This is a genomic window from Luteimonas sp. FCS-9 (assembly GCF_001014645.1).
Taxonomy (GTDB): Bacteria; Pseudomonadota; Gammaproteobacteria; order Xanthomonadales; family Xanthomonadaceae; genus Luteimonas.
The window spans coordinates 82,650-96,417 of sequence record NZ_LASZ01000003.1 but is presented as its reverse complement, the minus strand read 5'-3'; the positions used below and the strand labels follow the sequence as shown (position 1 = coordinate 96,417).

At 72.1% G+C, this 13,768-nt stretch carries 11 protein-coding genes and 1 pseudogene; 9 read left to right on the top strand and 3 right to left on the bottom strand.

The window, feature by feature from the left end; all coding sequences use genetic code 11:
* Nucleotides 1-51: 51 nt before the first annotated feature.
* The 8 genes from WQ56_RS03710 (at nucleotide 52) to WQ56_RS03675 (ending at nucleotide 7,457) form a co-directional block, all read left to right on the top strand.
* Nucleotides 52-1,104, top strand: coding sequence for an ROK family protein (locus WQ56_RS03710; RefSeq protein WP_047135735.1), 1,053 nt, complete (start codon nucleotides 52-54; stop codon nucleotides 1,102-1,104).
* A gap of 226 nt (nucleotides 1,105-1,330) precedes the next feature.
* Complete coding sequence (locus WQ56_RS03705) at nucleotides 1,331-1,636, top strand: YkgJ family cysteine cluster protein (protein ID WP_047135734.1); 306 nt, start codon at nucleotides 1,331-1,333, stop codon at nucleotides 1,634-1,636.
* Between the two features lie 11 nt (nucleotides 1,637-1,647).
* A complete protein-coding gene (locus WQ56_RS03700) occupies nucleotides 1,648-1,917 on the top strand; it encodes a hypothetical protein (protein ID WP_052772820.1) in 270 nt (89 codons plus the stop codon).
* Between the two features lie 71 nt (nucleotides 1,918-1,988).
* Nucleotides 1,989-2,789 carry an SDR family oxidoreductase gene (locus WQ56_RS03695; RefSeq protein WP_047135733.1) on the top strand — a complete coding sequence of 267 codons (801 nt, stop codon included), beginning with the start codon at nucleotides 1,989-1,991 and terminating at the stop codon, nucleotides 2,787-2,789.
* A gap of 133 nt (nucleotides 2,790-2,922) precedes the next feature.
* Nucleotides 2,923-3,288 (top strand): glycine zipper 2TM domain-containing protein, encoded by a 366-nt coding sequence (locus WQ56_RS03690; protein WP_047135732.1) that lies wholly within the window; start codon nucleotides 2,923-2,925, stop codon nucleotides 3,286-3,288.
* Between the two features lie 223 nt (nucleotides 3,289-3,511).
* Nucleotides 3,512-4,114, top strand: coding sequence for a nitroreductase family protein (locus WQ56_RS03685; RefSeq protein ID WP_047135731.1), 603 nt, complete (start codon nucleotides 3,512-3,514; stop codon nucleotides 4,112-4,114).
* A 156-nt stretch (nucleotides 4,115-4,270) separates the two neighbouring features.
* Complete coding sequence (locus WQ56_RS03680) at nucleotides 4,271-5,575, top strand: TIGR00366 family protein (protein WP_047135730.1); 1,305 nt, start codon at nucleotides 4,271-4,273, stop codon at nucleotides 5,573-5,575.
* 46 nt (nucleotides 5,576-5,621) lie between these two features.
* Complete coding sequence (locus tag WQ56_RS03675) at nucleotides 5,622-7,457, top strand: DUF885 domain-containing protein (RefSeq protein WP_197076427.1); 1,836 nt, start codon at nucleotides 5,622-5,624, stop codon at nucleotides 7,455-7,457.
* A gap of 254 nt (nucleotides 7,458-7,711) precedes the next feature.
* Here WQ56_RS03675 and WQ56_RS03670 read toward each other — a convergent pair whose 3' ends face one another.
* On the bottom strand, nucleotides 7,712-9,835 hold the full coding sequence (locus WQ56_RS03670) for a M13-type metalloendopeptidase (RefSeq protein ID WP_047135729.1): 2,124 nt from the start codon (nucleotides 9,833-9,835) through the stop codon (nucleotides 7,712-7,714).
* A gap of 97 nt (nucleotides 9,836-9,932) precedes the next feature.
* Nucleotides 9,933-10,949, bottom strand: a pseudogene (locus WQ56_RS03665) (D-hexose-6-phosphate mutarotase); the annotation flags it as partial.
* A gap of 434 nt (nucleotides 10,950-11,383) precedes the next feature.
* Between WQ56_RS03665 and WQ56_RS03660 the strand changes: the two are divergent.
* Complete coding sequence (locus WQ56_RS03660) at nucleotides 11,384-12,742, top strand: glycoside hydrolase family 16 protein (protein ID WP_047135728.1); 1,359 nt, start codon at nucleotides 11,384-11,386, stop codon at nucleotides 12,740-12,742.
* A 47-nt stretch (nucleotides 12,743-12,789) separates the two neighbouring features.
* Here WQ56_RS03660 and WQ56_RS03655 read toward each other — a convergent pair whose 3' ends face one another.
* A complete protein-coding gene (locus tag WQ56_RS03655; protein ID WP_082132172.1) occupies nucleotides 12,790-13,749 on the bottom strand; it encodes a glutaminase in 960 nt (319 codons plus the stop codon).
* Nucleotides 13,750-13,768: the final 19 nt, after the last annotated feature.

The window sequence follows — 13,768 nt, the reverse complement described above, 5'->3', positions numbered from 1 at the left end:
GCGACGCGACCCCAGGCACGATGCCGGCTGACTTCCGGCCGACCCCGCCCGATGGCCCGCACCCGCGACGACCGCAACCGCCACGCCGCCACCCGCCTGCCCGGGCTGACGATCGACAGCTGCAACCTCGCGCTGCGCGATGCCGACGGCGGCGGCTTCATCGGCGACCGCGCCAGCCAGCGCGCGTTCCGCGAGCTGCTGGACCTGCGCCGGCGCCACCACTTCACCGGCAGCCGCGATCCGTTCGGCCGCACGCCGACCGACGCGATCGGCAAGAAGGAGATCGACCTGGTGCTCGTCGGCGGCGATCCCGACGCCGCGCACCTCGTGCACGCCGCGATCGAGGACCATGCCGAGCGGCTGGCGGGCGTGATCCGCTGCTTCCTCGCGCAGCCGGAGTGGGACGGTGTGAAGCGGATCGTGATCGGCGGTGGATTCCCGGGCAACCGCACCGGCGCGCTGTCGGTGCGCCGCGCCGCCCGCCTGCTCAAGCTCGCGCGGGCCGGGGTCGACCTGACCCTGCTGCGCCACGACGGCGACGACGCAGGCCTGCTGGGCTGGGTGCCGCTGGCCCCGGCGCGGATGCAGCGGCATGACGCCTTCCTCGCGGTCGACATCGGCGGCACCAACATCCGCTGCGGCATCGTCGCGCCCCGCCTCGACGCGCGCGACGACGGCAGCCGCGCGACCGTGCTCGAGCGCACGCAGTGGCGGCACGCGACCGACGCGCCCGACCGCGACGAGGCGATGACCCGCACCGCGGCGATGCTCAACGGGCTGATCGCGCATGCGCGCACGCGGGGCCTGCGGCTGGCGCCGTTCGTCGGGGTCGCCTGCCCCGGGCAGGTCGCGCCCGACGGCGCCATCCTGCACGGCGCGCACAACCTGCCCGGCGACTGGGAGGCCGCCGACTTCCGCGTGGCTGATGCGCTGCAGGCGCGCCTGGACCGGATCGGCGGCCGCCAGGCGCAGGTGCGGCTGCACAACGACGCCGTCGTCCAGGGCCTGAGCGAACGCCCGCGCATGACCGGCGTGCGCCGCTGGGGCGTGCTGACGATCGGAACCGGCCTGGGCAACGCGAGCTACACGACGCGCCGTTCCTGAACCGCGCCGCCGGGGCGCGGGGACCTGCGCGCCCGCGGTGCTATGCTGGCCGCCGGGCCTTGCGCCCGTTCCGCGCGTCCCGCGCGACCTGAGCCGTCGCCCGCCTCGCTTCCCCCACGTGTACCGCCCCGCCCGGGCGACGCTCCCCAGGAAGCGCAATGACCGGCCATCACCCCTTCCCGCCCTCGCCTTCGTCGCACGCCTCGCGTCGTCCGGCGCGCCGTCGATGACGGGAGAGGAGATCGACTGCGCCCGCTGCGACGCGGTCTGCTGCCGGCTCACGGTGGTGCTGCAGGGCGACGATGACGTGCCGGACCGGTTCGTCGAGGTCACCGACGCGGGCCTGCACGTGATGGCGCGCGACGAGGAAGGCTGGTGCGTGGCGATCGACGCGGCCCGCATGCGCTGTTCGATCTACGACAGCCGTCCCGAGATCTGCCGGCGATTCGCGATGGCCGGCGCCTATTGCCGCTCGGTCCGCGAGGACTACGCCGAAAGCGGGCGACGCGGCATTCCCCTGACGATGTACTGAAGGAGCGACCGATGTCACGCACCAAGAAAACGGTGTCCCCCCCTGCCCCGCAGGCCTCCCCCGCGACCGCGTCGAGCACCGGCCACCTGTTCGCAGGCCCGCGCAAGCCCGGCGACCGGGGCGCGAACGTGACCAGCGACCGCATTGCGGCCGACCTCGCGCGGTTCCGCGCGGCCGGCGGGCGCATCGAGGTGCTGGGCGTCACCCGCACGCTGACGCGCGTCGACGCCGAGCCGCCGAAGGCCGCGACCGGCGCAGCGAAGAAGACCCGCGGCGGCTGAGCCGCCTGCACGCGGCGTCGATGCCGCCGCTGCGACGCTGCGGCCTGCCGTTTCGCCCCGCAGGTGCCGCGATGTCGCTGACCCCACCGATCGTCCCGCTCGACCCGTTGCCGATGCGCGACCGCGTGGTCGTCGTCACCGGCGGCGCACAGGGCATCGGCCGCGGCATCGCGCAGGCGGTGCTCGGTGCCGGTGGGCGCGTCGCGATCGGCGATCTGGATCGCGATGCCGGCGCCGCCTGCCTGGCCGAATGGAACGTCGGCGACCGCGCCTGGTTCGCGCCGCTGGACGTCGCCCGCGAGGCGTCGGTGCGCGGCTTCCTGCGGAAGGCAGCCGCGCGCCTGGGCCCGATCGACGGCCTGGTCAACAACGCCGGCCCGGCCGATCCGCAGGTCGACGACCTCGCCACGCTGCCGCTGGCGCAATGGCGTCGCTTCGTCGACGCGCACCTCACCGGCGCGTTCCTGTGCTGCAAGCACGCGCTGCCGATGCTGCGCGAACGGCAGGGCGCGATCGTCAACATCGCCTCCAGCCGGGTGCTGCAGTCCGAGGCGCACACCGAGCCCTACGCCGCGGCCAAGGGCGGACTCGTCGCGCTCACGCATGCGCTGGCGATCAGCGAGGGGCCGCGCGTGCGGGCGAACGCGATCAGCCCGGGCTGGATCGTGACCGACGACTGGCGGCGTCCGGCCGCGCGCCGACGTCCGAAGCTGTCGAGGCGCGACCACGCCCAGCACCCTGCCGGCCGGGCCGGCACGCCGGAAGACATCGCAGCGCTCGCGGTGCATCTGCTCTCGCCGGCATCGGGCTTCGTGACCGGCCAGAACATCGTGGTCGATGGCGGCATGACGCGGAAGATGCAGTACGCCTGACGCGGCGACGCAGCCGTCACGCGGCGCCCCGCGCGCTGAACCGCGGCGCTCCCAAAGCCCGGGTTTCATGTGGAGTTGCCAAACGCGCTGCGAGCATCGACGGCGTTCCTTCCGTCCTTCCGTGGAGATCGCCATGAACACGTTCCGCACGCTCGCCTGCCTCGGCCTGTTTTCGCTGGCTGCGGCCGGAACCGCCCACGCCCAGCACTACGGCCCCCAGGACGAGGGGCGCCGCTTCGACGACGGCAGCCGCGTGGTCTGCAAGGACGTCGAGGTCCAGCGCAACAGCACAGATCCCAATCGCGTCGGCGGCACGGCGGCCGGTGCGGTCATCGGCGGCCTGATCGGCAACCAGATCGGCAGCGGCAATGGACGCAAGATCGCGACCGTCGGCGGCGCCGTGGCGGGTGGCGCGATCGGTCGCAACGTCCAGGGCAACCGCCAGGAGACCCGCGGCGACCGCGTCGTCGAGACACGTTGCGATCGCGTCTATCGCTGACCCCATCGCTTCACAATGCCCAGCCGGCATTCCCTTGGGAATGCCGGCTTTTTTGTTTTTCGCCAATAGCCAGAAGCATCCCGTCAGGGAAAGGTTGTCGTCCCCAGCCCGCATCAGCCTGAAACGCTCCTTTCCGTCGCCCGCGCTACCGGGGCGCGTGCGCGGCGCCACACTTTCCGGTCGCCGCACCGCGGCCCGTCCCTCCCCACCAGGAAAGCCGAGCATGTCCAGCAACCCGTTTCTCGAGGCCTCGCGCCGCCGCCGCACCCAGTACAGCCTCGGGCGTTCGCTGCCGATTCCGCAGCAGGCGACCATCGAACTGATCCAGGAGGCGGTGCGCCTGAGCCCGTCGTCGTTCAATTCGCAGAGCGCGCGCGGGGTGATCCTGTTCGGCGACCAGAGCGTCGCGTTCTGGGGCATCGTCAAGGACGCGCTGCGTGCGATCGTGCCGGCCGACGCCTTCGCCGCCACCGACGCGAAGATCGACAGCTTCGCGGCCGGCGCCGGTACCGTGCTGTTCTACGAGGACCAGGACGTGATCCGCAGCCTGCAGGACCAGTTCCCGCTGTATGCGGACAACTTCCCGGTGTGGTCGGAGCACTCGAGCGCGATCGCGCAGTTCTCGGTGTGGACCGCGCTGGCCAACGCCGGCATCGGCGCCAGCCTGCAGCACTACAACCCGCTGCCCGACGCCGCGGTCGCCGCCCGCTGGTCGCTGCCCGCGAGCTGGAAGCTGCGCGCGCAGATGCCGTTCGGCTCGAACGAAGCGCCGTTCGGCGACAAGGACTTCATCGACGACGCCGTGCGCTTCCGCGTGCACGGCTGAGCCGTCCCACGCAGCGACGCCGCACGACGGCGTCGCTGCCGGTTGCGGTTCGATTGCCGCGCCGGCGCGCACGACAAGGGCATCGACCATCGTCCCAGGGCGTCGCGCGGCCGGTCCGGGTATCTTCGACGGCTTGCCGGCTTTCGGAGACCGCCCATGTTCCAGCGCGCCACGCGCCTGTCCGTCCGCCTGGTCGAGCGCTACCTGCCCGACGCCTACGTCTTCGTGCTGATCTTCACCGCGATCGCCGCCGCGGCCGCGCTCGCGATCGAACGCACGCCGCCGCTGGAGCTGATCCGGCACTGGGGCGGCGGCTTCTGGGAGCTGCTGGGCTTCTCGATGCAGATGCTGCTGGTGCTGGTGACCGGCTTCATCCTCGCGCGCACGCCGCCGGTCGCGCGGATGCTCACCGCGCTGGCCTCGCGCTGCCGCACGCCGCGCAACGCGATCGTCGTGGTCACGCTGGTGGCGCTGATCGCCAACTGGATCAACTGGGGCTTCGGCCTGGTCATCGGCGCGCTGTTCGCGCGCGAGGTCGCGCGCCACGTGCGGGTGGACTACCGCCTGCTCGTCGCCAGCGCCTACTCCGGCTTCCTGGTCTGGCACGGCGGCCTGTCGGGCTCGATCCCGCTGACGATCGCCACCGAAGGCCACTTCCTGCAGGACACGATGGGGCTGATCCCCACCAGCGAGACGATCTTCGCGCCCTTCAACCTCCTGATCCTCGCGCTGCTGGCGATCGCGATCCCGCTGATCAACCGCGCGATGACGCCGGGCGACGACGAGGCGGTGCTGTTCTCGCCGCCCGACGACCCCGCGCCGCCGGCGCTCGCGCACGACGCCACGCCGGCAGTGCGCCTGGAGCACGGGTGGATCCTGTCGGTGGCGGTCGGCGCGGCCGGGCTGGCCTACCTGGTCGACCACTTCGCCACGGGCGGCGGGCTCAACCTCAACATCGTCAACTACGGCTTCCTGATGCTCGGCATCGTGCTGCACCGCACGCCGGCGCGGTTGCTCGCCGCGCTGCAGGAGGCGATCAAGGGCGGCGCGGGCATCGTGGTGCAGTTCCCGTTCTATGCCGGGATCATGGCGATCCTCGTCGGCTCGGGGCTGGCGACCACGCTGTCGGAGTGGTTCGCCTCGTTCGCGAGCGCCTCGACGTTGCCGCTGTGGACGTTCCTGTCCGCCGGGCTGATCAACATGTTCGTGCCGTCGGGCGGTGGCCAGTGGGCGGTGCAGGCACCGGTGATGGTGCCCGCGGCGCAGGCGCTGGACGCGGATCTGGCGCGCGTGGCGATGGCAGTCGCCTGGGGCGATGCGTGGACCAGCATGCTGCAGCCGTTCTTCGCGCTGCCACTGCTGGCGATCGCCGGGCTGAAGATCAAGGACATCATGGGCTACTGCCTGATGCTGCTGTTCGCTTCGGGCGTGATCATCGGCGCGGTGTTCCTGTTCGCGTGAGCGGCGTGCGTAGAATCGCAGGCGCCTTCGTCCGATGGAACCGCCCGTGACCGCATCCCGCCGCATCGCACCCCTCGCCCTGGCCCTGACCGCCGCGCTGTCCGTCGCCGCGTGCGGCACGGCGCCGACGGCATCGACCCCGGACGCGTCGCGGCCGGCCGGCAGTGCCGAGCGCACCGACACATCGGTGTCGGCGTTCTTCGCGCGGTTCTCCGACGAATGGATGCGCCGGCAGCCGTCCGCATCCACCGCCAGCCGCTACTTCGACGAGGCCCTGCAACGGCAGCTGGACCGCGAACTCACGCCGCAGACGCCCGCGTTCCGCGCACAGACGATCGCGCTGGCCGAGCGCGGCCTGGTCGAGCTCGCCCGCTTCGACCCGGCGGCGATGTCCGACACCGAGCGCGTGTCGGCCGAGTTGATGGCCTGGCAGCTGCGCAGCCTGATCGAAGGCGACCGCTACGACGACTACGCGTATCCGCTGCAGCAGTTCGGCGGCGCCAACGTCGGCCTGCCGAACCTGATGACGGTCGTGCACCCGGTGCGCGACGCGCGCGATGCCGACAGCTACCTCGCCAGGCTGGATCTGTTCGAGGCCCGGATGGACGAAGCCACCGCGCAGGCCCACGCACTGGCCGCGCGCGGCATCCTGCCTCCGCGCTTCATCCTCGAGGCGACGATCGCGCAGATGCGCCAGTTCGTGGCCGCGCCGCCGCAGCGCAATCCGCTGGTCGCGACGTTCGACGAACGGCTGCAGGGCGTCGACGGGCTCGATGCCGCCACGCGCCAGTCCTCCGTCGAGGCGGCGACGCGCATCGTGCGCGACAGCGTGTACCCGGCCTGGTCGCGTGCGATCGCCGAGCTCGAAGCGCAGCTGCCGCGCGCGACCGACGATGCCGGCCTGTGGCGCTTCCCCGACGGCGAACAGGCCTATGCCTACCAGTTGCGCCGCTTCACCTCCACCGACCTGGACGCACGGCAGATCCACGAGATCGGCCTGCGCGAGGTCGCGCGCATCGAGGGCGAGATGGACGCGATCCTGCGCTCGCTCGGGCGCGACGACAGCAGCGTCGAGGCGCGGCTGGCGCAGTTGCGCCGCGACCTCGCCTATCCCGACGACGCCGCCGGGCGCGCGGCGATCATGGCCGACATCGAGACGATGATGCGCGACGCCGAGCGCCGCAGCGACGCGCTGTTCGACATCCGCCCGCGCTCGGCGGTGATCGCCCGGCCCTACCCGGAGTACCGCTGGGCCAGCGCGGCCGCCAGCTACACCGCGCCGCCGCTCGACGGCTCGCGCCCGGGCGTCTACCAGATGCCGCTGCGGCCCGAGCGGCTCACGCGCTTCGGCCTGCGCACGCTGGTCTACCACGAGACCGTGCCCGGCCATCACTTCCAGGTCGCGCTGGCGGTGGAGAACGCCGCGCTGCCGAAGTTCCGCCAGACGCGCGCATTGGGTGGCATTTCGGCCTTCAGCGAGGGCTGGGCGCTGTACGCCGGGCGCCTGGCGGCCGAGGAAGGCTGGTACGCGGACGACCCGGAAGGCCGGCTCGGGCAGCTGGACGCCGAGCTGTTCCGCGCCCGTCGGCTGGTCGTCGACACCGGCCTGCACGCGATGCGCTGGACCCGCCAGCAGGCGATCGACTACGGCATTCCGCCGTCCGAGGTCGACCGCTACGTCGTCATGCCCGGCCAGGCGACCTCGTACATGATCGGCCAGCTCGAGATCGTCCGGCTGCGCGACAAGGCGCGCGCCGCGCTCGGCGACCGCTTCGACCCGCGCGCGTTCCACAACCGCGTGCTGCTGACCGGCGTCGTGCCGCTCGACCTGCTCGAACGCGAGGTCGACGCCTACGTCCGCGAGGCCTCGACCGCCGGCTGAGCGGCGAGGCGGCCCGCGCCGGGCGCCGCCCGTCGCGATGCGATCGCCCCGTAGGAGCGCGCTCGCGCGCGCGATGAGCTTTCCCGGGAAGGCCCTCGCGGCCAAGGCCGCTCCTACAGGGGGCACCGTGCCTGCAGGCGGGACGCCGCGCGTGCAGGTCTGCGGTGTCCGGCGAAACGCCGACGCCGGGCTCGCCCGGCGTCAGGCGCGCGTCGACGCCGGGCGGGCCCGGGGCGACGCGTGCGGCGTGAGGATCACCAGATCCGGACGCGGTCCTCGGGGGCGATCCACAGCGCATCGCGCTCGGTCACGTCGAACGCGTCGTACCACGCGTCGACGTTGCGCAGCGGCGCGAAGGCGCGGATGTGGCCCGGCGAATGCGTGCCGTTGACCAGCTGCTGGCGCAGCGCATCGTCGCGCCACAGCGTGCGCCACACCTGCGCCCAGCCCATGAACAGCCGCTGCTCGCCGCTGAAGCCGTCGATCTCCGGTGCCGGCTTGCCGTCCAGCGAGCGGCGGTAGGCCTCGAGCGCGATCGTGATGCCGCCCAGGTCGCCGATGTTTTCGCCCATCGCGACCTTGCCGTTGATGTGCATGCCCGGCAGCTGCGGGAACGTGTAGGCCTCGTACTGCGCGCCGAGCTTGGCCGCCTGCGCCTCGAACTTCGCCGCGTCCTCGGCCGTCCACCAGTCGCGCAGCACGCCTTCGCCGTCGGACTTGCGCCCCTGGTCGTCGAAGCCGTGGATGATCTCGTGGCCGATCACGCCGCCGATGGCGCCGTAGTTGACCGCGGGGTCGGCCTGGGGATCGAAGAACGGCGGCTGCAGGATCGCGGCCGGGAACACGATCTCGTTCTTGACCGAGTTGTAGTAGGCGTTGACCGTCTGCGGGGTCATGCCCCACTCGCCCTTGTCGACCTCCTTGCCCAGCCGGTTGCGGCGGTAGTCCCACTCGAACGCCAGCGAGCGCTCGGCGTTGCCGAACACGTCGCCGGCCTCGACCTCGAGGCCGCTGTAGTCGCGCCAGGTCTCGGGGTGGCCGATCTTCAGGCCGAAGCCGTCGAGCTTTCTGCGCGCTTCGGCCTTGGTCGCCGGCCCCATCCAGTCGAGCTGCTCCAGCCGTGCGCCCATCGCCACCTTCACGTTGGCGACCAGCTCGTCCATCTTGGCCTTCGAATCGGCCGGGAAGTACAGCCCGACGTAGTCACGGCCGATCGCCTCGCCCATCGTGCCCTCGGCGAACGCGACGCCGCGCTTCCAGCGCTCCTGCTCCTCCGGCTGGCCGGACAGGAACTTGTTGCGGAACTCGAAGCGGGCGTCGGAGAACGCCTTCGACAGCAGCGGCGACGCGTTGTCGATGGTGTGGAACGCCTGCCAGGCCTGCAGCGTGGCGACGTCGGTGTCGGCGAAGATCTGCGCCATCTTCGGGATCGCGGTGCTCTGGCGCACGACCGCGCGCGGCGCCTGCTGCACGCCGGCCGCGGCGAAATACGTGGCCCACGGGAAGCCGGGCGCGGTGGTCGCGAAGGCGGACAGCTCGACCGGGTTGTAGGTCTTGTCGCGGTCGCGGCTCTCGGCGCGCGTCCAGTGCGCCTCGGCGATCTTCGTCTCCAGCGCGAGGATGGCCTCGGCGTTGCGCTGCGGCGCGTCCCAGCCGCCGAGCTCGAGCAGTTGCGCCACGTAGGCCTGGTAGCGCTCGCGCTGCGGGGCGAAGTTCTCGCGCAGGTACATCTCACGGTCGCCCAGGCCCAGGCCCGACTGGCTCATGTACAGCGTGTAGCGGTCCGGGTCGCGCTGGTCGTCGGACACGCCCAGGCCGAAGAAGCTCCGGCCGAAGTCGCCCTGGCTCTGGCCCATCAGCCTGGCCAGCGCGTCCTTGTCGCCCGCGGCGCGGATCGCGGCCAGCTTGGGCGCGAGCGGCTGCGCGCCCAGCGCCTCGATCGCCGCCTGGTCCATGAAGCCGGCGTAGAGCGTGGCGACCTTGGCGCGGTCGGGATGCGCGGCGTCGGCGACGTCGTAGCCCTCGACCAGCTGGCGCACGCGCGCCTCCGACAGGTCGCGCAGCACCAGGAAGGCACCGTAGCTCGACTTGTCGGACGGGATCTGCGTGGTCTTCGCCCAGGTGCCGCTCACAAAGCCGAAGAAATCCTCGCCCGGGCGCACGGCGGGGTCCATGCCCGCGGTGTCGATGCCCCAGGTGCCCATGCGCTGCGCGGCGACGGCATCGCCCGATGCGGACGCCCCGCCGGCGCCGGGCTCGCTCGGCAACAGCGCCTGCAGCGTGCAGGTCTCGTCGAGGCAGCGGTGGTCGTGGGCCGCGGCGGTGCCGGCCATCGTCATCGCCACGGCGGTCGCCGCGGACAGCAGGGTCTTCTTCAAGCGCGATCTCCATCGAAAACGTTCGGGAGGCCGCCACCGGCGGTGCCGGGCGGCCGACTGCCAAGCATACCGGGCACGCCGGGCCTGCGCCCGGCCGTCAGTCGCCCGCGCCGCCGGTCGCGGACAGCACGCGGATGGTCTGCGTCAGCCGGTGGATCGCACCGGGCGCCAGCGCGACGACGTCGGGGCCGGCGTTGGCAGCCTCCAGGCACAGGAAGCCGCGCCACGCCTCGCCGATGTCGTCCATCCGCGCAGCGGCGGCCGCGCCGGGGTTCCAGACCACCAGCGAGCGGCTGCCCGCGACGTCCAGCGCGATCCGGCGGCCCAGGCCCGGGTCGTCGAGCACGTACCGCCCGGGCGCGTCGCGGTAGATGCGGTCGCTGCGGCCCGGGTCGCGCGGGTCGTCGAGCGCCCAGTCGCCGGCCTGCGGATGCGCGGCGTAGCCGTCGTTCTTGTCGAGGTAGGTCAGCCCGTCGAGCCCGCGCACGCGGACCTGCGCCACGTCCGAGACGTGGAAGTAGGTATGCAGCGCCTGGGTGATCGCGACCGGGCGGGCGCCGGTGTTGGTCGTCGCCAGCGTCTGCTCCAGCGTCCGGCCGATGCGCAGCGTCATCCGCAGCTGCAAGCCGAGGTCCGCGTAGTCCGGCGGTGCCAGTTCGATCGACAGCGTGCCGTCGTCGGCGCGCGATGCCGCGAGCAACCGCCAGCGCACCGTGCGCACGAAGCCGTGCGACGGCACGTCGCCGGTCTGGTCCTGCCGCCCGAAGTACGGCCAGACCACCGGCGTGCCGCCGCGGATCGCAGCCGGCGGCGGCTTGGCCGACGGCGACAGCCACAACGCGTCCTGCTGCCCCGCCGGCACGTACGACAGCAGGTGGCCGCCGTGCAGCGCGACCGCGGCGGTCGCCAGCGGTGTTTCGACCAGCAGCGCCTCGAAGCCGGCGAAGCGCCCCAGCCGCAGGCCGGCCACCTGGGGCAATGCGGGCGGCGGGGCGGGCGCCGCCGCGGCGGCGACGGCGGCGGGATGGTCGGCCGGGACGGCGAACGCGGTTCCGGACACGGACGGGGACGTGGGCAAGGCGGTCTCCTGGGCCGGCCGCGCGTCGCGCGCGGGACCGGCGCCGGCGCATCCGGCGAGCAGGCCGCAGCACAGCAGCAACGGGCGGATCGGCATGGGCGAAAAGAGGGCGGGAACGGGATCGCGCAGCTTAGCGGGCCGCACGCCCGCGTGCAGGTCGCCAGGCCGCGGTGGGGACAGCGCCCCAGCCCCACCCCGGCCATCACGCATGCTCGGGACCGCCGGGCGTTGGCGGCGCTGCGATGTCGGATGTCGTGCGCACGCCGCGCCCGGGCGTGCTGCCGCGCAGCATTGCGGCGTGTCCGGGCACGCGGATTTCACATGGCCGCCACGTGATTCCGTGAACCCGATCGCGGAACGAAGCATCCGGGTGCCTCGCTGGCTGACAGCGCTGTCAAGCACACGCAGGCTCGGGTCCGGCTCGCTCCCCCGCCGGGCCGCTTCCCTTTTTCGAACACAAGGAGCCCGCCATGGATCGCGTACGCCTGTTCGCCCTGCCGCTCGTCGCCTGCCTGGGCGCCGCGGCCACCCTCGCCCCGGCCGCGCATGCCCAGACACCCGTCTGGCAGGAGAATTTCGACGACCCGTCGATCGACGGCAACACCTGGACCTACGACGTGGGGACCGGCTGCCAGATCGGCCTGTGCGGCTGGGGCAACGCCGAGATGCAGTACTACACCAGCCGTCCGGAGAACGCGCGCATCGAGGACGGCCGCCTGATCATCGAGGCGCGGCGCGAGACCTTCGACGGCAGTCCGTTCACGTCCGCGCGCCTGAAGACCGAGGGCCGCGTGCAGTTCAAGTACGGCACGCTCGAGGCGCGCATCAAGATTCCCGAGGTCGGCAACGGCGTATGGCCGGCGTACTGGCTGCTCGGCGCGGTCGGCGTGTGGCCGGCACGCGGCGAGATCGACCTGATGGAGGCCGGCTCGGCGCAGGCGATCGCCGACGGCATGGCCAACCGCCGCATCGGCGCGGCGGTGCACTGGGACTACAACGGCTCGCACGCCTCGCATGACGACGTCTACGACAGCCCGGTCCCGCTGCACCAGGACTTCCACGTCTACAAGCTGACCTGGGACCCGGACTTCATCCGCGTCTCGATCGACGGCCAGCAGTACTTCGAGTTCGACATCTCCGACGTGGAGGGCCCGCAACTGCACGAGTTCCACGCTCCGCATTACCTGCTGCTCAACGTCGCCGTCGGCGGCACCTACACCGGCGTGCACACGCCCGAGGGCGTCACCGCGCCGCTGCCCGGCCGCATGGAGGTGGACTGGATCCGGCTCTACCAGGACCATCCCGACAGCGAGTTGTACCTGGGCGGCAACAACGCCGTGCCGGCGGGGCGCTTCGGCGTGTTCACCGAGCGCAGCGGCCTGGCCGGCGCGCTGGACTTCGGCAGCAACGCGGACCTGTTCCTGTGGAACAACCTCGCGCCGATCGTCGCCGCGCCGTTCGAGGGCAGCGAGCTAATGGCCTTCCGCGCCAATCCCGGCGACTGGTTCGGCCTGGGCATCATCACCGACGTGCGCAACATGGGCGCCTATGCCGGCGGCAGCCTGAAGTTCCGCATGCGCACCGCCAGCCAGGCGCCGTTCCGGGTGGGCATCAACACCTCGTTCGGCGACAGCTGGATCGGCTTCGCGCCAGGCGGCCAGCAGTACGGCCTGGTCCGCGACGGTGCCTGGCACGAGGTCAGCATCCCGTTCTCGGCCTTCCACGATCTCGACCTGCACGCGGTCAAGCAGTTCTTCATGGTCGCCGGCGATGCGCCGGGCCAGCCGGTGGACCTGTTCATCGACGACGTCTACTACCAGAGCCCGTGACCGCGGACGCGCGCGCCGTCGGCCGGCGGCGCGCGCGATTCCCACGCCTAGAACACCGACAACCCGGTCATCCGCGTGAAGCGGTGCAGCGCGTAGGCGCCGAGCGCCGAATTGCCCTTGTCGTCGAGCGGCGGCGACCACACGCACAGGCCGAGCACGTTCGGCACCACGGCGACGATGCCGCCGCCCACGCCGCTCTTGGCGGGCAGGCCGACGTGGAACGCGAACTCGCCCGCGGCGTCGTAGGTGCCGCAGGTCATCATCACCGCATTGATCCGGGTGCTGCGCTCGACGCTGGTCACACGCGTGCCGGTGCCCGGGCACACGCCGCGGCCGGCCAGGAAACGCACGCTGCGCGCCAGGTCCACGCAATCCATGCGCAGCGCGCACTGGAAGAAGTAGAGGTCGAGCACGGCATCGACGTCGTTCTCGATGTTGCCGAAGCTGCGAATGAAGTTGGCCAGCGCGATGTTGCGATGGCCGCTGCGGCGCTCCGAGGTCCAGACCTCCTCGTCGCGCCCGACCTCGGGGTTGCCCGAGCGCTCGCGCATGAACGCGAGAATCGTGCTTTCCGGATCCACGTACCGCGACAGCAGCACGTCCGCGACGACCAGCGCACCGGCGTTGATGAACGGATTGCGCGGAATGCCGCACTCGTGCTCGAGCTGCACCAGCGAGTTGAACGGATCGCCCGACGGCTCGCGCCCCACCCGCTTCCACAGCGCGTCGCCGGCGGCGTCGAGCGCCAGCGTGAGCGTGTGCACCTTGGAGATGCTCTGGATCGGGAACGCCTCGTGCGCGTCCCCGACGCTGTAGACCTCGCCATCGAGCGTGGCGACGGCCATGCCGAAGCGGTCGCGCGGCACGGAGGCCAGTGCGGGAATGTAGTCGGCGACCTTGCCCTCGCACGCGTCGAAGCGCGCCCGCACTTCCGCATCGATGGTCGCCAGGATGCCGGGGATGTCGTGGCGCGTGAGGTCGTGCGGATTCTGCGGCGGGCTGTGCATCGGCGATCTCGTGTTCGGA

Bases quoted from the DNA above. Each gene is read 5' to 3' on its own strand.
- WQ56_RS03710 (WP_047135735.1), top strand. From the start codon at position 52: ATGGCCCGCACCCGCGACGACCGCAACCGCCACGCCGCCACCCGCCTG.
- WQ56_RS03705 (WP_047135734.1), top strand. From the start codon at position 1,331: ATGACGGGAGAGGAGATCGACTGCGCCCGCTGCGACGCGGTCTGCTGC.
- WQ56_RS03700 (WP_052772820.1), top strand. From the start codon at position 1,648: ATGTCACGCACCAAGAAAACGGTGTCCCCCCCTGCCCCGCAGGCCTCC.
- WQ56_RS03695 (WP_047135733.1), top strand. From the start codon at position 1,989: ATGTCGCTGACCCCACCGATCGTCCCGCTCGACCCGTTGCCGATGCGC.
- WQ56_RS03690 (WP_047135732.1), top strand. From the start codon at position 2,923: ATGAACACGTTCCGCACGCTCGCCTGCCTCGGCCTGTTTTCGCTGGCT.
- WQ56_RS03685 (WP_047135731.1), top strand. From the start codon at position 3,512: ATGTCCAGCAACCCGTTTCTCGAGGCCTCGCGCCGCCGCCGCACCCAG.
- WQ56_RS03680 (WP_047135730.1), top strand. From the start codon at position 4,271: ATGTTCCAGCGCGCCACGCGCCTGTCCGTCCGCCTGGTCGAGCGCTAC.
- WQ56_RS03660 (WP_047135728.1), top strand. From the start codon at position 11,384: ATGGATCGCGTACGCCTGTTCGCCCTGCCGCTCGTCGCCTGCCTGGGC.
- WQ56_RS03655 (WP_082132172.1), bottom strand. From the start codon at position 13,749: ATGCACAGCCCGCCGCAGAATCCGCACGACCTCACGCGCCACGACATC.